Annotated in this window: 16 protein-coding genes and 1 tRNA gene; 10 read left to right on the top strand and 7 right to left on the bottom strand. The window is 60.6% G+C overall.

Annotated features, from left to right (window positions below; translation table 11 throughout):
• The 3 genes from FQU96_RS34025 to FQU96_RS34035 form a co-directional block, all read right to left on the bottom strand.
• The coding region (locus tag FQU96_RS34025) for a hypothetical protein (protein WP_370461635.1) at positions 1-2,420 on the bottom strand (2,420 nt) is incomplete at its 3' end.
• Positions 2,421-2,957: 537 nt separating this feature from the next.
• A complete protein-coding gene (locus FQU96_RS34030) occupies positions 2,958-3,362 on the bottom strand; it encodes a response regulator (RefSeq protein WP_218574990.1) in 405 nt (134 codons plus the stop codon).
• 605 nt (positions 3,363-3,967) lie between these two features.
• Entirely contained in the window at positions 3,968-4,216 is a 249-nt protein-coding gene (locus FQU96_RS34035; RefSeq protein WP_146545861.1) for a helix-turn-helix domain-containing protein, read from the bottom strand.
• A 259-nt stretch (positions 4,217-4,475) separates the two neighbouring features.
• Here FQU96_RS34035 and FQU96_RS34040 point away from each other — a divergent pair, with 259 nt between their 5' ends.
• The gene (locus tag FQU96_RS34040) at positions 4,476-5,321 is read left to right on the top strand and encodes a LysR substrate-binding domain-containing protein (RefSeq protein WP_146545862.1); all 846 of its coding nucleotides are present in this window, start codon (positions 4,476-4,478) and stop codon (positions 5,319-5,321) included.
• A 274-nt stretch (positions 5,322-5,595) separates the two neighbouring features.
• Positions 5,596-7,122 (top strand): FAD-dependent oxidoreductase, encoded by a 1,527-nt coding sequence (locus tag FQU96_RS34045; protein ID WP_146545863.1) that lies wholly within the window; start codon positions 5,596-5,598, stop codon positions 7,120-7,122.
• A gap of 417 nt (positions 7,123-7,539) precedes the next feature.
• Here FQU96_RS34045 and FQU96_RS34050 read toward each other — a convergent pair whose 3' ends face one another.
• Positions 7,540-8,385: a LysR substrate-binding domain-containing protein gene (locus FQU96_RS34050; RefSeq protein WP_178130894.1), complete on the bottom strand. Its 846-nt coding sequence runs from the start codon at positions 8,383-8,385 to the stop codon at positions 7,540-7,542.
• A 266-nt stretch (positions 8,386-8,651) separates the two neighbouring features.
• Between FQU96_RS34050 and FQU96_RS34055 the strand changes: the two genes are divergently transcribed.
• The gene (locus FQU96_RS34055; protein ID WP_178130896.1) at positions 8,652-9,548 is read left to right on the top strand and encodes a helix-turn-helix domain-containing protein; all 897 of its coding nucleotides are present in this window, start codon (positions 8,652-8,654) and stop codon (positions 9,546-9,548) included.
• A 117-nt stretch (positions 9,549-9,665) separates the two neighbouring features.
• Positions 9,666-10,694: a helix-turn-helix domain-containing protein gene (locus FQU96_RS34060; protein WP_146545866.1), complete on the top strand. Its 1,029-nt coding sequence runs from the start codon at positions 9,666-9,668 to the stop codon at positions 10,692-10,694.
• Positions 10,695-10,708: 14 nt separating this feature from the next.
• Here the strand turns inward: FQU96_RS34060 and FQU96_RS34065 are convergent, their stop codons facing one another.
• Positions 10,709-11,662 (bottom strand): cation diffusion facilitator family transporter, encoded by a 954-nt coding sequence (locus FQU96_RS34065; protein WP_146545867.1) that lies wholly within the window; start codon positions 11,660-11,662, stop codon positions 10,709-10,711.
• Positions 11,663-11,873: 211 nt separating this feature from the next.
• Between FQU96_RS34065 and FQU96_RS34070 the strand changes: the two genes are divergently transcribed.
• A complete protein-coding gene (locus tag FQU96_RS34070; RefSeq protein ID WP_218574991.1) occupies positions 11,874-12,377 on the top strand; it encodes a GNAT family N-acetyltransferase in 504 nt (167 codons plus the stop codon).
• 175 nt (positions 12,378-12,552) lie between these two features.
• Here FQU96_RS34070 and FQU96_RS34075 read toward each other — a convergent pair whose 3' ends face one another.
• On the bottom strand, positions 12,553-13,020 hold the full coding sequence (locus FQU96_RS34075; RefSeq protein ID WP_146545868.1) for a MarR family winged helix-turn-helix transcriptional regulator: 468 nt from the start codon (positions 13,018-13,020) through the stop codon (positions 12,553-12,555).
• Between the two features lie 169 nt (positions 13,021-13,189).
• Here FQU96_RS34075 and FQU96_RS34080 point away from each other — a divergent pair, with 169 nt between their 5' ends.
• The 5 genes from FQU96_RS34080 to FQU96_RS34100 are packed head-to-tail and all read left to right on the top strand — an operon-like array spanning position 13,190 to position 18,430.
• Positions 13,190-14,041, top strand: a complete 852-nt coding sequence (locus FQU96_RS34080) for an ABC transporter ATP-binding protein (protein WP_146545869.1) — start codon at positions 13,190-13,192, stop codon at positions 14,039-14,041.
• Positions 14,038-14,808: an ABC transporter permease gene (locus FQU96_RS34085; protein ID WP_146545870.1), complete on the top strand. Its 771-nt coding sequence runs from the start codon at positions 14,038-14,040 to the stop codon at positions 14,806-14,808. The genes FQU96_RS34080 and FQU96_RS34085 overlap by 4 nt, the downstream gene beginning before the upstream one ends.
• Before the next feature lie 27 nt (positions 14,809-14,835).
• Complete coding sequence (locus FQU96_RS34090) at positions 14,836-15,858, top strand: ABC transporter substrate-binding protein (RefSeq protein ID WP_146545871.1); 1,023 nt, start codon at positions 14,836-14,838, stop codon at positions 15,856-15,858.
• Positions 15,859-15,899: 41 nt separating this feature from the next.
• Positions 15,900-17,183 (top strand): Rieske 2Fe-2S domain-containing protein, encoded by a 1,284-nt coding sequence (locus FQU96_RS34095; RefSeq protein ID WP_146545872.1) that lies wholly within the window; start codon positions 15,900-15,902, stop codon positions 17,181-17,183.
• A complete protein-coding gene (locus FQU96_RS34100; RefSeq protein WP_178130898.1) occupies positions 17,180-18,430 on the top strand; it encodes a M24 family metallopeptidase in 1,251 nt (416 codons plus the stop codon). The genes FQU96_RS34095 and FQU96_RS34100 overlap by 4 nt, the downstream gene beginning before the upstream one ends.
• A 328-nt stretch (positions 18,431-18,758) precedes the next feature.
• Here the strand turns inward: FQU96_RS34100 and FQU96_RS34105 are convergent.
• Positions 18,759-18,844: transfer RNA gene (locus FQU96_RS34105), tRNA-Leu, on the bottom strand.
• Positions 18,845-19,230 lie beyond the last annotated feature (386 nt).

The raw sequence follows: 19,230 nt of genomic DNA on the forward strand, positions 1-19,230 counted from the left end.
CCCATCGAGGGCAGGGCGGAGTAGAGCGACGTCTCCTGGCGGTAGTCCGGCACGACGGGCGCCGGCGGCGTCGGATCCGGTCCCGGGCCAGGACCCGGTCCTGGGCCAGGATCTGGGTCCGGGCCCGGCTTTGGAGCCGGCGGTGTGGGACAGCCGGCGGGCGGCGGGGATTGCGTGCAGTCGAGCACCGAGCGCAGGTACCAGTTGCCGTCGGCGGCGTCGGCACCGACGCCGCCGTGGTAGAGCGAATACTGGTAGGGCCCGGCGACCACGCGGCCGGCCAGCGCGAAGGCGCCGGCGGCGGAGTTGGGCTTGTCGCGCACCTCGACCAGCTCGATGCCGTTGCCGGGGGTCAGGGCGCCGGCGCCGCCGACATTGGTGACGGCGATCTGCGTGGCGCCCGACCCGAGCTGCGTGCGATCGACGATCAGCACGTCCGCGATGCTGCCGCCGTCGCCGTCGACACCGCCGTTGAGCACGACATTGCTCAGCAACTGGCCGCCGTTGGACACGAACACGCCCGTGCCGGGCGTGGCCGCGCTGGCACCGCCGGTGATGAGCAGCGTGTTGCCGACGACGGGGCCACGCAGGTCGATGGTGCCGGTGTTGTTGAAGGTGGCCAGGTTGATGAATTGTCCCTGCACGACGCCCTCGCGATTGAGGTCGTAGGTCGTGGTACCCAGGCTGCGGCCGTCGATGCCCGTGGTGGGGACATAGTAGTTGGCCGGGTCGACGGTCCTGGCGCCGCTCACCGGCGCGAATTTTACGGTGTCGGTCGAGATGTTGTTGAACGTCGCATTCGGGCCGCCGAAATCCGAGATGGAGACGCGCTTGGTGTCGCGCACGCCGTCACCGTCGGTGTCGGCGAAGTGGCGGATGTTGAACGTGCCGTTGTTGTTGAAGACATGTGCGGCGCCGGGCCAGAACGTGATGTAGCCTTCGACCACGCCATCATTCTGCACGTGCAGGGCCTGCACCGGCACGGTGCGCCCCATGCAGGTCATGCTGCCGTCGTTGACCGCTGCTGCGGCCACCAGAAGCCCACCGCTGCTGCCGCCGCCGGCTGCGCATGTGGTGCCCATGGTGATGGCGAGGTCGCTGAGCGCGCCGATCACCCCTTGGTTGTTGATCGACATGGCCGGCACGGTCGACGTTGCGCCGCTGAAAATGACAACGCCGGCAGCCGGCAGGTTGGAGCCGATCGAATGCTGAGCGCCGAAAGTGCCGTCGTCGTTATAAGTGCCCGTCTGCGCGATGGTGACAGACAGATCCCCCGGATTGGCCGCCCAGCCGCCCATGACGCTGACGCCCGCGGCGACGGTGACGGCGACAGGCGCTGTCGAGGAAGACGCCGCGACACCGGGCGCGTTCTGGCCGGACGCCGTGATGTTGGCGTTGGCATTGACCGTGACGGTGCCGGACGGTGCGCTATCGCCCGGGTAGCTGACGGCCACGACGCCGCCGGCTTCCGAGCCGGTGGCGCGGATCGGCGCCGTGATGGTGATCGTGATGGAGCCGGATCCCTCCGTCACGCCATCGAAATCGTTATCGCTGCCCATGGCCGCCGCCGCCACAGCGAAGGCGCCGGCGCCTGTGGTCGTGATGCCGCCCGTGCGAATATCGGCTGCGTAAGTGGGCGTGAAAGACCAGGCGTGAATGCCCGCTGAACCATCCCCGCTTGTGTTGATCAGCCCGGCCGTGCTGTCGATGGTGGCAACGCCGTCGTGGAGAGCGGCAATCCCGGGCGCACTGTCCCCCTGCGTTGTGATGGCTCCCGTCGTGATCGAGGCTCCACCATTGTAAACATTACTGTAAACACCAACGCTGCCGCCGCCCGTCGTTGTTGTCTGTCCACGGGTTGTGTCGATTGTCAGGGTGCCGGGGGCGGTATAGCTATTCAGGTATCCGCTGACGGCATTCGAGTTGATGCCGGATGTCGTGACGTCGCCGGTCGTGATGGCTATTGAACCACTCGACGATCCGTAGATCCCTGAGGCGGACTTGCCGGTGGTCGATATCGACCCGGCCGTCGTGTCGATGATGGCCGGGCTTTCTCCGTTGCTTCCCGACACGGCTCCGGCGTAGTCGCCGGTCGTCGAAACATCGGCAGTCGTTATGGTCAAGGCCCCGCTGGTATACGCCTGGATGCCGTAGCCATACGCACCTGTCGTCGTGACAGTGCCTTGTCTCGTATCGATCGACAGATCGCCATTGATGGACACATTGAGGCCGCCGGTTCCCGGTGGCGGACTGACCACGACGCCAGGATCGAACGTCAGGCTTAGTGTCGGGGGGGCGTAATAAGTAATTCCATCCGGATAGTTGCCTGGATCGACGACGCAGGTGACGGTCGTCCCCGTCCCACACTCGTTCTCGGCAAATGCCTGCCCTACCATGACGGGTGCGGGCAGGAGTGCCACCGCGATCGCAAGACGAGAAACAGTCGATCGGAAGTCAGCGTGGCAAGACATTGCTGACCATCCCGTTTTGGCGAACGTATTGTTTCGCATCGCTCAGGTGTTTGCTGGGAAATCGGATATCCGTGCTTCACGTGGGCAGTGAGATCGATCACGGATTGGTTTGAATTAGAATTCACCAGGCATGGAAGTCACCAAGAAAATAGATGATATTCCGCATGTCGGATTCAAACAAATGTCTAACAATTTTAGCATATTACAGATTATTTTGATGATAAATAAAATAAATATCCAAAATTAAAAAATCAAATTTGCTATTTTATTGTTTGTGATCGTAGTCAGCGCTCGCGTCGAGGTTGGCGCGATCTTTGGTGCCTCAGCGTAGTGGGCAGGGGAATGGCGGGGCGACTCGGCGCCTCTAGGCTCTCCGGTGCAGGGTGTGGTGGGTGCCGCCCTGTCCGGGACTCGCGTCGGGAGTGCTCCGGAAAGAGCAACCCGACGCGGGTTTCGGGCCCTGGCGCGATATTCGCTGCGGTCGTTTCAGAGGCCTCCCTTTATCCAGCTGTTCGCGGCTCGGTGCGTGGCGGCAATAAGCTCACTGCGTGCCATCGGCTTCTCGAGAAAGTCGAAAGCGCCGATCCGGATGGCGCGGATCACCATATCCACCGACCCCTGGCCGGTGACCAGTACCGTTCGCGGTCGCGAGGCTGCCGGAAAGCGGTTAGTGAGGGCCTCGATCAGATCGAAGCCGTTCATGCCGGGCAATCCGACATCGATGAGGGCGACAGCGATATCAGTACGGGTGGTGCACGCCTCCAGCGCGGCCGCGGCGCTCGATGCGACAAGCACGCTGAAACCCTCCCGGGTCAGCGCGACTTGCATCTCGTCGAGCAGGCCGACCTCGTCATCGACGATCAGGACAGTCGTTTGCTTCGGCATGGGCATGCCTGTCGGTTCACGTGCCGGTGACATGTGCCTCGGCTTGCACCCTGCGCAGGATCTGCATTGCAGCGCTGGGGGTCGCGGCGACGGCTTTGCCGCCATCATTCAGAGCGGCGTTGTAGCCAGAAGAAATTCGAGCTTCGGGCGTATCGTGGTTAAGTTGACGCCTGGGGATGACTTCATCTCGACAGCGACATCGACGAGCCACCGGGAGCCGGATCTTGGTCATAGGACACCGTCAATGGATTGGAACGGCTGTCAGTAAAGCTGCGAAGATTCCAAAAGGGAGAAACAGGCTGAAGCACCTCTATAATTCCACACATGGGTATTTAGTTAAATGCCAAAGTATATGCTGCCCCATGCAGGTCATCTATCAATAATGAAAACTAATGATGGACATTTAGAATTCAAATTTGCATTTCAGAAACCAGAAACCTTACATGTTGCGTCGCACCGTACCAGGCGCGTTCCTCGCACTTGGGCGGCTTGCCGGTCTTGCGTCGAACGCGCAAGCGACGACAAGCGGTAACAACCAAGGTCGTGGCGTCGGATGCGCCGACGCGGCGCTGGCGGCTTGTGCGGGGAAGGCTAGCAACGGCGCCATGCCGTCATTGCGAGCGCTGCGCGCGGTAGCCCCGGGGTGAGAGGCCGAAGCGATCACGAAAGGCGCGGCTGAAGTGGCTCATAGTGCTGAAGCCGCTGTCGAGCCCGACAGTCGTGATGGGCAATCTGGCCGGGTTGCCGAGCATGCGTGCTGCGCGCTGAAGGCGTTCCTCCCAGATGAAGCGTGCGACCGACGTGTCTTCACTGGCGAACAACTTGTTCAGGTAACGCGGCGAATCGACGGTAAGAACCATTGCGGATTGGGGCCTGAGGCGCTGTCCGGAGCCGCGGCGAGTGGGCCGCCCCGTTGTTGTTCCGCCTCTTCCGTAGATCGATTGCGGCACTCAGACAGCGGTTGGGCGTCCAGTGGATGTCGCTGTATCTCGTCTGCCGGTCATTGCGAACACCACGCTTGGCTGGGTCGAACAGTCCAACCGCGCAGATGGCGCCGAAGCGCATTCCTCTTTCTTCGGGAAAGCGCCACTTCGCGTGAAGATGAGGTACTGTTGTCAAATGGCCATCAATCTTGATCTTACCATCCTTCGGTCCTTTGTGCTGATTGCGCAGGGTCGTACGTTCGCTGAAACAGCGGAGGCTGTGGGGCGATCACAGTCCGCGGTGAGTCTGCAGATCCAACGACTCGAAGGCGACGTTGGTGCCTCCGTTTTTCACCGCAACCGGCAGGGTGTCGAGCTGACGACGGCAGGCGAGCGGCTGCTGGGCTACGCCCAGCGTCTTATTCAAATCAATGACGAGGCGATATTCAGCTTCAATGACACTGCACCGCAGGCAATTTCCCTCGGTGTCACGCCGGACTTCGCCGAATCGGTGCTGCCGGAGGTGTTTCAGCGATTCATGCAAGAGCACCCCGGTGTTGAAGTCACCTTGCGTGTGGACACGTCCAAGGCGCTCGTTGAAGCGTTGCATCGCGAGGAACTCGACGTCGTCATCGCCTTGACGCGCGACGACCCACTCAATCAAGGCGTTTTCACGGAAGCATCCATGATATGGATTGCGCGTCGGGGCTTTCCGGGACCGGGCGATCGGCCACTCCCGCTGGCCCTGTTCGAAGCGCCGTGCACATTTCGATCCGCCGCCCTGGATGCGTTGGCTGCTGCCAATCGCCCGTATCGGATCGCCGCGATCAGTCCAAGCCTCGGCGGTCTTGTGGCTGCGGTCAGAGTTGGCTTCTGCGTTACGGTCCGGACCAGGCACATGCTGGCTCCCATGCTGGCGGATGTGGGCGAAGAGCTCGACCTGCCGAAGCTTCCCCCAGTGACGTTCTGCCTCTATACGCGCCAGCGCGAGCGGCACCCGGCCCGCGATGACCTGATCGAGCTGTGCAGGCAGCATTTCTGACGGACCGTCCTTCTTCAGGGCGCGGTCGTTGTTCGAGAGTGGTCGGTCTTCGGGTCGCCTTGATGCGGTTCATCCGTCGCGCAACATTTCCGAAGCTCATGACGATGATTTGAAATTTCAATTTGATTTGGCTCTACCGCGACAGTAGTCGGAAGCGCCTGGCTCCCAGAATCTCTGGACAAGAACCGGGGCTATCTTCTCTTCCATACAGAAAATCTGCTCCGGTGGCGCGCGAAAGAACAGCCAGGCCATCAACATTAGATTGGGAGCGTGGATGCTTGATCTGACGGCAGTGAAAACTGCAGCGATCGTTGGCGGAGGGATCGCTGGCTGGTTTTCGGCGCTGATGCTGCGGCGTGTCCTGGGAGCGGACGTCAACGTGACGCTCATTGACACGCCTGGTGGAGGCGCGGGCGATATTGGCGTCAGTGCACATGTCAACCTTGTGGACGGCCTGCGCCGAAACAAGATCCCCGTTGACGAATTCGTCCGTGAAACAAGCGCAGTCTACAAGTTGGGGGTCGTTTACGAAGGCTGGCGAGGCGACGACCGCAACGACCGTTACTATCGCCTCTTTTGCAGCGCTGGAAGCCGTGAGTTGAGCTGGCGGCAGAACGGTTTCTGCCCGCTTTTGTCGGCCCGGATCGCTGCCGGATTGGATCTTCACAGTTGGATACCAGGCTTTGAGACGATCGCGCGAAATGCGCCGCAGAAGGACATACCGGCGCTGCTGAGAAAAGCGGATCTTGTGGCTTCCTATCATTTCGACGGTCGCCGGGCGGCAAACTACTTCCGCAAGGCAGCGCTCGCGCGCGGCGTCAAGTATCGGACGTCGCGCGTGAACGCGCTGGAGCTTGACGAGCGAGGCTACGTGCGAGCGCTGCGCATAACTGGAGACAGCTTGGGCGTCGACTTCGTGATCGATGCTTCTGGCATGGCCAGGATTGGCATCGGCAATACCTTTCGTGCGCCGTGGCGATCGTTCTCCGACCATTTGTTGGCCGATCGGGTGATTCCCTTTCACTGGCGTACTTCCGGAAACCCCGCGCTGTTGACGCACGCCGTTTCGATGAACGCCGGATGGACGTGGCTGGCACCGCAGATCGATCGGATTGGCGCCGGTTACGTGTTCAGTAGTGGTCATATTGACGAGCCGTCGGCTATCGCAGAGATCGCGACCCGGTTTGGACAGGCGATGACGCCCATGCCGATGCTCCGCTTCGAACCGGGCCACTTTGAAACGGCGTGGGTTAACAACGTCGTGGCCCTTGGGCTCGCCTCGGGCGCGGTCGAGCCCCTTGAAGCGACCTCGATGGGCCAGCTGCTGGAACAGCTCAGAAACTTGGAGCGGATTTTCCTCGGCACCGGCGGGATTATCGGCCATCAGACCATCGAGCGATTCAATCGAGCCAATGCGCAGTGTTGGGCAGGAATCCGTGATTTCCTGCGCATGCACTATGACTGCCAGAGGCGCGATACGGCTTTCTGGCGAGATGCCGCAACAGCGCAGCTCTCGGAGAGCTATGCCGAGATGAGGGCATGTCTTCAACGACGGACACCGCGCTTTCTCGATATCGAGGCTTACTGTGGGAGCGGCTGGCAGTCCCTGTTCCAGGTCGTCGACTGGATACTCGCTGCGGCATCGCTGGGGATCACGACCGCTGCTGCTGCGCGCGACGAACTCAGTCGTTTGCCGCCAGAAATGCGCGACGATGTCGAGGCGTATCTTGATGGGCAGCGGCGTGCAGTAGTGGAACGACGGCCGTCATCTGCAGTTCGATATGAGATCGTGGCGGCGTGATCGGACTCAAGAGAGTCGCGGGTGAGCCAAGTCACTCTGGAAATGGTGCACCATCCTAATGATCGTAACACTGGCGCACAAGCAACACTCCCATGCTCGCGGCTGCCCCCATCGAAACCACAAATAGCGCTAACATCACCAGTCGCGACATCCGCATCCTGCTGAGCCTGACTTCCATGGATTTTTTGGTAAGATCAATTGTAGCCATTATGCTTCCTCCAGATCCCCGTCGCGTTCCCTCCGGATGCTTTTTTGCTTGCTCTGCAGGCAGGATAGTCGTGGCGGGTTCTATCGGCTTGTCTGATTAGGTTGATTGATTTTGCTGCAGTGGCCCCGTTTCGCCTGGTCGGGTTGGATCCGATTGCAGAGAAAGAGCAAAAGAGAGCCGAAAGTGCGTCGCGGATCGCGCCATGACAGTTACTGCCGAAGACGGGTCCGGCATATTTCGATCAGGTCATCCCGGACAGGGTATGTCGCTTTCGGCGCATAAAAGCAGAAGCCCAGGTTGGGAAGTGTCGGCAGGTTGAGTTCAGCGCCAACGTCCGCCAGCGATGGTGCGAGCAGATGTCTGGTTCTGACTGTGATGCAAATGCCGGCCCGCACCGGAGCCAGGATCCCTTCCAGGCTCGAGCTGGTGGCAGCAACCCGAAATGGAAAGTCTATTCCGAGCGCGTGGAGTGCCGTGGTTCTAAACGAACAGTCTCTCTGGCAGAGCGCGAGCGGTAGCAGTCCATCCTCGAATGGCTCGAACCCCTGTTTTCCGATCCAAATCATGGGGGCTTCCGCAATGACGCCATTGCTCAGCCCGTCGTTCCCGTGGAGACCGATGGCGAGATCAAGCTGATCACCGCGAGCGGCTTCGATCAATCGGTTTGGATCATCAATGCACAGCGTGACATCGAGATCGGGATGCTCCAATCGGAACTCGGACAACACTTGCGGTAACACCGATTCTGCCAGGTCCAGCGTAATGCCAACGCGCAAGCGCTTCGATGCAATCTGGCTGGTGTTGAGAACGGCCTCGTCGTTTATTTGGATAAGGCGTTGCGCATAGGGGAGGAGACGTTGGCCCGCCAACGTCAAGGTCACGGACGAATGGCCGCGGTGGAAGATCGGTGCGCCGATGGAGGCTTCAAGACGACGAATCTGCAGACTGACCGCGGGCTGTGATCTGCCGACGGCGGTTGCCGTTTCTGCGAAGGTGTGGCCTCGGGCAATGAGGGCAAAAGATCGGAGCGTTGCGAGATCGAAATTGGTAAGCATGCAATGTTTGCTGAGGACGCGCCTCTTCGGGCTCAAAGTATCGTTGCTCCCCATTTTTTGCTGTGCCCAAACGGCCCATTGAGTTTTCCGAAAAGGCCCTCGCTCGAGGCATGCTAACAGGCCAATGCGAATTGATCGGGCGGGAGGCAGCCATGACGGCTCGGTACTTGGCCCGACGAACGACGGCGTAGTATCGCAACGAAGCCGAACGCGCTGCGAAACCGCGAGCCAATCGATCAGAACCGATGACACCAGTGTAGGGAACCGTGCCCGCTTTGCGCGAGATCGTCTCTGCTTCGATGAAAGCCGCGGAGGACCCAGCATCGCCGGGTGACGTTGATCAGGTGCGGACGGGGTCAACGCCTTGCATCGTTGTTCGCAATTCAAAACAATCTCTCGACGGCGGAAATAATCACATCATCCTGATCTTTGTTGTCAGGGGCAGGCTCACCGTCGAGCAGGATGGCCGCATGGCCATTCTGGGGCCTGGCGATGGAACGCTCTGTGTTGCGGACCGTCCTTACGCGGTGCGTCACGAGTCTGCGCCTGATCATTTTGCGATCAGGCTTCCACGGACGCGACTGTCGGATCCTTGCGATTTGCGCACCTTGACTGCTCTCCGATTCGCGGAGGCGCCCGGGGTCGGACGGCTGTTATTTGCATTTGCCTGCGATCTAAGAGAGCACGCGGCAGCGTTCGACAATATTCTCTTCGAGCGCCTGACGGAGCATCTTGCCGCGCTCCTCGAAACGCTTCTTTCGGAGCTGAACAATAGGGCGGTTTCGCTGTCATCCGCGTCACAGGAGGCGACAATCATCAAAGCGAAGGCCGTCATTCTGGCGCACCTGCACGATGCGGCGTTGACGCCGGCGCGGGTGGCGGCGGTGCTCAATTTGTCGCCACGCTACCTGAATAGGCTGTTCCAGCGTGAAGGCACGTCCGTCATGCGCTATGTGTGGGACAAGCGCTTGCGCAATGCGGCGTCGGAGCTTGTTTCATTCACGCACGGCGATGAGCCGGTCAAGCTGATCGCCCTGCGCAACGGCTTCAAGAATGCGAGCCATTTCAGCACCGCTTTTCGCGACGCATTCGGATGGTCTCCATCCGATTATCGTGACCGCGCGCTCGCGATGAACGGTGGACGTCAAAAACCGTCAACTTGAGTGGTGATGGGATAGGATCACGACCTTGACAAAGTGTATGGCCACAACTGCTGAGGTATCGTCGGTCGACCGTTGGCCGGCGTGCACACGTCTTTTGAATCGAAGGCGCAGATCGCAGTGAGCGAACTCGAGAGTTCAAATCAGCACATCGCGACAGTCAGCACGCTACACCTGCCGCGTCGCGACAAGTTCGACTATTGGCATGACTTCACTGGCAACAGTGTCATTGGATTACGCATCGCAACCCTGTCGGCTGTCCAGGCATTCGATGTCGACGCGACAATAGTGTTTCAGGATCGATTCGGCTTCATGACGATGACATCCTCGCCGTGCCGGGTCATTCGACAGCCGCGGTTAAGCGAAAACCACTGGTCCCAATCGGCGATCGTCCACTTTGTCGTTTCGGGCACGCTCGTTGTTGAGCAGGATGGCCGAACGGCGATCGTGGGCCCGGGCGACGGGACGCTGTGTGTGCCCGATCGGCCGTTTATTATCCACTCGGACCAGCCATTCGAGGTGATCGTTTTCAAGTTCGATCGGAAGATCTTATCGCGTGCATCGGATCTGCAACGCATGACGGCGCTCAACTTCTCCCGTGCCGGTCAGGTCGGCGCCATGCTGTTCAACTTTACCCTCGGCTTGAGCCGGGAAGCGACCAACCTGCATGCTCGGGTGAATGCCAGGCTGATGCTGCATTTGATCGACCTGCTCGAAACGGTTCTTGCTGTCATGACGGGCGGAGCAGCCTGGGCGCCGCCCGGCCACAAACGTGCGACGCTTGCACGTGTGAAGTCATTCATCCAGCGTCACTTGCCCGACACGGCTCTTGCGCCGGTTCGCGTCGCCAACGAATTCGGGCTATCGCCGCGCTATTTGAACAAGCTGTTCGCCGATGATGGCACTTCGGTGGCTCGTTACATTCGAAACATGCGCCTCGATAGCAGTGCAGCGGACCTCGCCGGCGCGTCGCTCAACGACGAAACAGTGACCGATATAGCGCTCCGGAATGGGTTCAAGGACCTCAGCCACTTCAACCGCTCGTTCCGGGCTCGGTTCAATTCATCACCGACTGACTATCGCTTCCTCGATCGGTCCATGGTTATCGCGCGATCGCGTCATTCGTCGTTGACGAAGGACGGGGTGTAGCCGCGATCCTGCGCTTAGTCCGCCCATGCGAGGTCTGCCGTAAAGACTACCGTGAGCCATCGATGCGGGTCCGCGGCGCCGATTGCCGTGCCGACCTCATCACGCAGAGCATCCCACTCGCCGATCGCTTTCGTTGGCATCGTCACTGGCACGATGAAGTAGAGCTCGATGATCTTCGATCGCCCCACCCTGGCTGCGTAGGCTCGATACGATCGAAATCCGTGTCGCTCGACGAAGGCGCTGGCGACCGCATCCACATGTTGGCGCAAATCATCCGGTGCGAGCAGGAGCACGTCGCCGAGCGCCCGCCGGAGTGTTGCGACAGGCAGCGGGATGATGAGTACACAGACCACGGCGAGCACCGCAGGGTCGATGTAAGGTGACACCCATTGCCACGGCGTACCCTGGACTGCATAGCCGATGGAGAACGCGACGAGCAATGCTGCGGTGATGCAGGTGGACATGATCCACCCCTTCACATCGAGGCGAACGAAATCGGAGCCGATCTTCCGATTGGCCCGCGCCTCGAGGAAAGCGATGGCTGCACAGACGGTGACGGTGGCCACTGCGTAGATGATGGCCCAGCCGAACTGGAGGTCGCGACCGCCATTGAGCAGGCTGTCGATGGCATTCACCAGTGCATAGACAGCGACTCCGATGAGCAGCGTGCCGTTCAGAAGGAGCACCATGGGTTCCAGATGCCAGAAGCCCATCGAGAAGCGTTGTCGCATCCTGTCGGGAAGGTCTTTGGACACCGCGTGGGACATGATGAGGTTCACGACAACCAGCGCCAACATGCTCATGCTGGCATCCACCAGCAGGTAGACACCGTCGAACACGATGGAAAAGGAGCCAGCCGCCAATCCGAAGCCGATGCCGAGCGCGGAGATGAGCAGTGTCGCCAGGATCGAGGCCCGCAGCACACCGCGCTCGTCCGCAAGATTGAGCAAACCAGCGCCTTGCGTCATTGAAATCACCCGTGCGTCTTGAGGCGGTCTCGGCGCAGGTGCGTGGCCGGCGCACACATCGAGCCGATGTGATGAGTTTTGTTGAATTTACTCATAAGTCTTTCTCGAAGAAGCTAAGTGAAGGATACATCGTTTCAGTCGTTGTGTCGGCGTCGCCGGAGGCAAACGTCGTGACCACTCTCGCCACGCCTGCCGCTTAACAGGAGCCGCGATGATGCTCGCCTGGAGGCCGATGACGGCAGCGGACTTGGACGCCGTCAACAGGATCGCCGATGCGGTTCACGCCGCCTATCCGGAAGATCCGGTGGTGTTCGCGGAAAGGCTGAACCTCTATGCGAAAGGGTGTTTCGTCGCGGCCAACGCTGAATACGCCGTTTGTGATGGGTACTGCATCGCTCATCCGTGGAGACTTGGGCGGATTCCGGCGCTCAACACCATGTTGGGCGACATTCCCAAGGATGCGGACTGTCTCTATGTCCATGACGTGGCGATCTTGCCGGCGACCCGAAAAGGGGGCCTCGGTGTCCAGATATCCGACCTCCTGAAGCGCGTTGCGAGAAGCGAAGGATTTAGCCGTCTCGCTCTGACATCAGTCCACAATTCACAGCCGTTCTGGGAGCGGCAGGGGTATCGAGGGGTGACGACGCCAGAACTGACGCCAGGGCCACAGTCCTACGGGGATGCCGCGACCTATATGGTGTGCGCGCTGGCGTAGGTCGTTGACGAAATGGTGCCCCTGGTCGACTCGAGCTGGCCGACCCTCGCGGGCAACAGATTTTGAGAAAATGGCGAAGATGCTGTTGACCCTTCCGCTATCTCATCCGGGAAGCGCTGGAAGGAGGCAGGGAAGTATATGTGCCTGCTCGCGCCGACTGTAAGCGCAGCCCTGTCTAGGCGTCGCGCAATCGCTGTTCGATGTCGCTCAACATTGCAAGGAAGACTTTGACCTTCTCTTCGCTATAGCCGGCCAATATGGATGCCTGCAGTACGGCCATTTCCTCCGACATCCGGGTGTAAAGTTCGCGTCCTTGCGCGCTCAGACTGATATTCACGGAACGACCGTCGATCGGATGCAGTTTGCGTTCGATCAGTTCGAGACGCTGCAGTTGCCGCACGGCACGCGATATGGCCGCCTTATCCAGCGTAACCCAGCGCAGAATATCGGACGCCGGCATCGGCTCGTGAGCGTACAGTACGCTGAGCACCTTCCATTGGTGAACGCTGAGATCTTTCGACCGATAGATGCTCGCAGTCACCTTCCCCATCAAGAAATTCAAGATAGACAGCTTGTAGGAGAGGTTGTTCTCCAGTTTGAGCGTCGCCCGTTTGGGCAGTCCGACCGCCGCCGTGGTCGCCAACCGGGCGTTTCTTCTCGCAGCTACAGTCCGTTGTGACGGCACGCCAGTCTCCGCATTCAAGCGTCACCACAATAGGATCAAAAATAATAGTTGCCAAGTACAACTAGATGACGAAAACTACTATTCGCGAGTCTGCGGTGGCGCGCGACGTTCAATCAAGGACGAGGCGATGAACGTGCGATTGGGGGAGCGATCGGGCGACACTTCGCCCGCCCGAAGCGGTGGAGAGAAGGTCAGGATCGAAGGATTGGGCAAATCCTTCGGCGCCGGATCGCGTCGGACTACCGCGCTGCAGGATTTCTCCCTCACCATCGACGATGGCGAATTCATCTGCATCGTCGGTCCCAGCGGCTGCGGCAAGACCACGGCGTTGCGCATCGTGGCCGGTCTGGAACAGCCGACGGTCGGCAGCGTGCGCGTGGTGCCGTCCAGCGATCAGGTCGGCCGGCCACTGAACGCCATGGTGTTCCAGGAGCACGGGCTGTTTCCCTGGCTCACGGTGATCGACAATGTCGCCTTCGGGCTCGAGGTGCGCGGTCTCTCCCGGCGCGAGCGGCACCGGCAAGTCGAGCCATTCCTGAAAACAATCGGGCTGCTGAAATTCCGCGATCACTATCCCGGTCAGCTTTCTGGAGGGATGCGTCAGCGCGTCAGCCTGGCGCGAGCGCTCGTCACCGACCCGGAAGTCCTGCTGATGGACGAGCCCTTTGCAGCGCTCGATGCGCAGAACCGGATCCTGATGCAGGACGAACTCCTGCGCCTCTGGGAAGATGCGCGCAAGACCGTCGTATTCATCACCCATTCGATCGACGAGGCCATTGCCCTCAGCGACCGCATCGTCGTGATGTCTGCCAATCCCGGCCGCATCAAGGAAGTCATCCCTGTGCCTTTCGCGCGCCCGCGCTCGGTGGCCGAACTGCGCGCCGATGTTCGGTTCGGCGAGTTGTCACTGCACATCTGGCGCAGTTTGAAGGACGAAGTGCAGACGGCACGGCAAACAGAGGGAATCGGCATGCCATGAGGCTGGCAAAGACCGCCCAGGAGCGCTTGCTCACCATCTTGACCCCGGTCGCTGTGCTGGCACTGTGGCAGATCCTGTCGCAGCTCGGCGTCATCAGCGCGCGCTACGTGCCCTCGCCGGCGCAGATCTTCCAGACCGGCTGGCAGCTGATATTGACCGGTGAGCTCCTCATCGATGTCGCGGCGAGCCTTTATCGCCTCGCCATCGGTTTTGCGCTCGGCGCCATCCCCGGCATCCTGATCGGCATGGTGATGGGGCTGAACCGCTTCGTGCGCGCCATGCTCGATCCACTCATTGCCGCGATCTATCCCGTGCCGAAGATCGCGTTGCTGCCGCTGTTGATGCTGTTCTTCGGCATCGGCGACGGCTCCAAGATCGCCGTCGTGGCCGTCGCCGTCTTCTTCCTCGTGGCCATCAACACCACGGTCGGCGTCATGGGCATCGATCGTGTCTATCTCGATGTCGCGCGCAACTTCGCGACGCCCTGGCCGAAGCTGTTTCGACGCGTAATCCTGCCCGGAGCGCTGCCCACGATCTTCGCTGGTTTGCGCATCAGCCTGGGCGTCGCCTTCATCGTGCTGGTAAGCGCCGAATTCGTCGCTTCGCGTGCCGGCATCGGGTTCCTGATCTGGACGTCGTGGCAGACACTGGTGATCGACAACATGTTCGTCGGCATCATCGCCATTACTGTGCTGGGCCTCCTGGCCAGCTTTGTCCTCAAGGAACTAGAGCGTCACCTGATTCCATGGCGCAGCGATGACCGCTGAGCCGCGGTTAAGTGACAAGGAGCCATCATGACGCTTGCCGCGCGGATATGCAGGACCATCACAGTTGGATTGCTGGGTTGGCTGGGATATGCGGCGACGGCGGTCGCCCAGCCGATTGTTGTTGGCGATCTGGGTATTACGGCCGATGCGCCCTTCTATATTGCGCTCGACAGAGGTTACTTCGCTGCAGAGAAGCTCGATGTGCGGCTACAGCGCTTCCGTTCGGCTACCGACGCCACTGCGCCGCTTTCGACCAACCAGATCCAGGTCGCAGGCGGCGGCGCAAGCGCCAGCCTATTCAACGCGTTCGAGCGCGACTGGCCGGTACGTATCGTCATGGCGCGCACGCGCGACATGCCGGGCTATTCCAGCGACACCCTGCTAGGGCGCGAAGACCTCAAGAACTCCATCAACGGTTTTGCCGATCTCAAAGGCAAGACGGTCGCGGTGAACGCGCCCTACGGCGCGCTGCACTACATGATGGGCAAGTTCATGGATTCGGCGGGGTTGAGCGTCACCGACCTGAAGATCGTCTATTTGTCATGGCCCGACATGGGGCCTGCCTTCGACACAAAGGCGATCGACTGGGGCGCCGTTACCGAACCGTTCGCAGCGCGCTATGCCGACCGCAAGTCGGCCTATGTCTACAAGCGAGCCGCCGATGTGCTGAAGAATCCGCCGCTGGAAGTCTCGGTGATTCTGTACAGCAAGGACTGGACCGATGCGAAACCGGACCAGGCCAAGGCCTTCACTGTCGCCTATCTGAGGGGCGTGCGCGACTACTACAACGCCATGACCGGCGGCGATCAGCGGGCCACGGTCATCGACATCCTGATCAAATACACCAGTCTCAAGGATCGACCGGTTTATGACCAAATGCAGTGGAGCTACATGGACCCGAATGCGGAGATATCCAAGCCCAGCCTGGTTGATCAGCAGGATTGGTATGCCCGCTACGGCGCGGTGAAGCGCAAGGCCGACGTCGACAGAATGATCGACACCACCTTCATCGACTACGCCATCAGCAAGACCGGTCGCGTGCGCCCCTAGTCGGAGCCGCGGCGAGAGACAACGATTCACAGGAGCCATTCATGACACAGGCGGCAACGATCAAAGGCCCGACCCTGCGTAAGGACGATTTCATCGCGACTGGTGCTGGTACACCGGCTGGGCGCTACATGCGCCAATTCTGGCAACCGATCTACCATGGCTGCGATCTGGTGCAGGGCAAGCCGGTGCCGCTTCGGATCATGGGCGACGACTTCACGCTCTATCGCGGAGAGACTGGCATCTTCCTGGTGGATGCGCGCTGTCCGCATCGCGGCATGCAGCTATCGGCCGCCTGGGTCGAGGGGGATGCGCTACGCTGTTTCTATCATGGCTGGAAGTTCGCAGGCCACGGCGCCTGCCTGGAGCAGCCGGCGGAGGAGAATGCCTTCTGCGGTAAAGTACAGCTGACCTCCAAACCGGTACACGAGTATCTCGGCTTGATCTTCGCCTATTTCGGCGAGGGAGAGCCGCCCGATCTGCCGCGCTACCCGGAGTTCGAGAATTTCGACGGACTATTGGAAATCGACTCGTACTTCCGTGATTGCAACTACTTCCAGAACCTCGAGAACGCATTGGACATGGCCCATGTCGGCTTCACCCATGGCGACAACCAGGCGGCCTTCAATGGCATCGGCCTGGGCCGCAGCCTGCGGGCTGAGGAATCCGACTGGGGTGTGACCTATACCTTTACACGCTCAGACGGCCAGCTCCGCGTTCAACAGTTTGGCATGCCGAACGTCTTCTATATGAACGCGTTGCCGACAGACCCGGATATCGGCTGGCAGGAATCGCTCTTCTGGTGGGTTCCGATCGATGACGACCGTCACATTCAGTTCAGCCTACATCGCGTGCCGGTCGTCGGTGAGGCGGCCGAGCGCGTGCACAATCGCCGCCAGAAGCGGCGCGAGGAGATCGACCTGCCGCACCAGGTCGTATGCGAACAGATCCTCGGCGGCATGATCAGCATCCGTGACGTCGACTATAAGCGCGTCGACCTCGTGCGCCTGCAGGACGATGTTGCCCAGATTGGCCAGGGCCGCCGCGCCGACCGTGGCGCCGAACGCCTGGGCCGCAGTGACATCGGCATCGCCGTGATCCGGAGACTATGGCGTCGCGAGCTTGGCTTCATGCTGGAGGGCAAGCGTCAGAAACACTGGATGCGCAACAACCGCATCATTCCCAAGACATGGGGCCTTGCCGGCAAGCCGGCACCGCGCATGGGCGGCATCGACGAGAAAGCCGGCGGCGCGCGTGTGGTCGACGCGCGGCCTTATGTGGAAATCGAAATGCAGCGCCAGGCGTTGCACGACATCAAGCGGTCATGAAGCCAGTCGAGGCTGGTCCGACTTTGCCGCTACGCGAGCGGGACCGCCGCTGGTCCGGGTTGCGCCGGATCATGCGCAGCCGGGCTATCGACGCTATCGTGGTTGGCAGTTTCCAGGGACGCGAACGACTGGAAAGCTACTTGAGCGACGATTTCCTCGATGCCGTCGTCGTGTTGCCGCTGGACAGCCCACCGGTCATGCTGGCTTTTTCCCCTTCGCGCGTGTCGCGCGCCTACGAAAGCGTGCGGCGCGGCTACGATTGCTGGATCGACGATATCCGCATCGGCTACGGCGGCGGCCGAATCGCTGCCATCTTGGCGGAGCGCGGTCTTGCAGAAGGCTGCATCGGCCTCGTCGGCTTTGGCCCTACTGCGCCGGGTGAGATGGAAGGTCTGCTACCGTTGGGCTTTCATGCAAGCCTGACCGCAGCACTACCGCGGGCCCGGGTGGTCGACTTTACGCAGAACCTGACCGACTTCATCTTGCTGAAGAGCGACGACGAGCTGCAGCTTCTGCGTTTTGCCGCGCGTGTCAGCGAGGAAGCATGCCAAGTCATGGCTGAAGTCTGCGCGGCCGATGTCAGCGAGGCCACGGTCTACGCTGAGGTGATGCGCGAGATCCATCGCTGGGGTTGTGACACTCGCTATCCTTCTTTCAGCCTGCAGTCCGGCCCGGACAACATTTCCTGGGGTGTACCGCGCTGGACCGTGCGGGCCGAGCCACCGCGCGTCCTGCAGGTTGGCGATGTTGTGCAGGCGGAGATTCATACGATCTATGGCGGCCAGGAGGCGCAGGTGCAGATGTGTATCGCGCTCGATCCGCTGCATCCCGATCTGATGAAATGCGAAAGCGTTGCGCGGCGCTCCTATGACGCTGGGGTGCGCGCCATCCGCCCTGGCATAACCTTCGGCGAGGTCGTCGCGGCGATGGAAGGGCCGTTCCGCGAGTCCGGCTGCTGGAGCAAGACGCCGCTGCTTCATACCTTCACCTTTGGCTCAACGGGTTTCACGCCGCTGAACCGCGACCAGCTTGCCAATACGCAGGAAGGCTGGATCGAAGGTCAAACAAAGGTTGGCATACGGCGCGCGGACTTGGTGCTTCAACCGGGCATGGCACTTGAGCTTGAACCCAACGCGTGCCTGGGCAATCGGCGCATCAACATTGGCGCCGGGGTCGTGGTGACAGAAGGGGGCTGCGAGGAATTGAACGACATACCGACACGGGTCTTCCATCGAGCCGGCAGGTAGATGTTCACGTGTCGCTGAGTGGTTTCTTAAAACGACTTTAGCTTGGGTAGCGATCGGACTGTTGGCGAAGGCGATAACCTTTTGCCCAAGCCCATCATCGTCGCTGCCGGAGCTTGGTACGGTCGAAACGTGACGGTAGCTCTGGAGCCAAAGCTACACCGGAGATCTGTCGTCCCGGCGGGTGATTGCTTCGGCGAGCTGATACGTCGAAAAACTCACAGGTATTCACCCGGGCATGCCAGACGCCCTGCCGTCCGCCGACCGTCGCTTCTTCGCGTTCGTTCCACCTCGGCGAGGACCGAAGACGGATCTAAGTCTTTGAAAAGAGTGGTGCCCCTGGTCGGACTCGAACCAACACGCCCTTGCGGGCAACAGATTTTGAGTCTGCCGCGTCTACCATTCCGCCACAGGGGCACACCGGTGGTAGGGGCGCGAATAAACCCGAACCTGTGTGTGCGGTCAATCGTAGTGCTGACGGTGCAGCGGATCTGTCGGTGGGTGCTGGCCCAACGGTTCCCTTATGGCGATTTTCATTGTTCTTTAGTCAGGAATTTTATGCCAAGGTATCTGAGGTTGGGTCCCTGCCGCCGAAGCGGGCCGCCGATTGTCCGCTCATCATGCCTCCGTGGCTCGTACATCTACGGGGGATGCGCTGTGTTTTGGCTGGGTGGACAGCACGCGATAGTGGCGCTAGTTGCGCCATCTCGGCCAGCGCAGTCAGTACAATCGCCAAGCCATTGGCATGACTGAAGAAAAGGCTATGCCCCAATCGGGCTAACGCGGCGCGGAGCGCCACCATT

Origin of the sequence: Reyranella sp. CPCC 100927, from assembly GCF_007859315.1 — a bacterium.
Taxonomy (GTDB): domain Bacteria; phylum Pseudomonadota; class Alphaproteobacteria; order Reyranellales; family Reyranellaceae; genus Vineibacter.

Bases quoted from the DNA above. Each gene is read 5' to 3' on its own strand.
- FQU96_RS34030 (WP_218574990.1), bottom strand. From the start codon at position 3,362: ATGCCCATGCCGAAGCAAACGACTGTCCTGATCGTCGATGACGAGGTC.
- FQU96_RS34035 (WP_146545861.1), bottom strand. From the start codon at position 4,216: ATGGTTCTTACCGTCGATTCGCCGCGTTACCTGAACAAGTTGTTCGCC.
- FQU96_RS34040 (WP_146545862.1), top strand. From the start codon at position 4,476: ATGGCCATCAATCTTGATCTTACCATCCTTCGGTCCTTTGTGCTGATT.
- FQU96_RS34045 (WP_146545863.1), top strand. From the start codon at position 5,596: ATGCTTGATCTGACGGCAGTGAAAACTGCAGCGATCGTTGGCGGAGGG.
- FQU96_RS34050 (WP_178130894.1), bottom strand. From the start codon at position 8,385: ATGCTTACCAATTTCGATCTCGCAACGCTCCGATCTTTTGCCCTCATT.
- FQU96_RS34065 (WP_146545867.1), bottom strand. From the start codon at position 11,662: ATGACGCAAGGCGCTGGTTTGCTCAATCTTGCGGACGAGCGCGGTGTG.
- FQU96_RS34070 (WP_218574991.1), top strand. From the start codon at position 11,874: ATGATGCTCGCCTGGAGGCCGATGACGGCAGCGGACTTGGACGCCGTC.
- FQU96_RS34080 (WP_146545869.1), top strand. From the start codon at position 13,190: ATGAACGTGCGATTGGGGGAGCGATCGGGCGACACTTCGCCCGCCCGA.
- FQU96_RS34085 (WP_146545870.1), top strand. From the start codon at position 14,038: ATGAGGCTGGCAAAGACCGCCCAGGAGCGCTTGCTCACCATCTTGACC.
- FQU96_RS34090 (WP_146545871.1), top strand. From the start codon at position 14,836: ATGACGCTTGCCGCGCGGATATGCAGGACCATCACAGTTGGATTGCTG.
- FQU96_RS34095 (WP_146545872.1), top strand. From the start codon at position 15,900: ATGACACAGGCGGCAACGATCAAAGGCCCGACCCTGCGTAAGGACGAT.
- FQU96_RS34100 (WP_178130898.1), top strand. From the start codon at position 17,180: ATGAAGCCAGTCGAGGCTGGTCCGACTTTGCCGCTACGCGAGCGGGAC.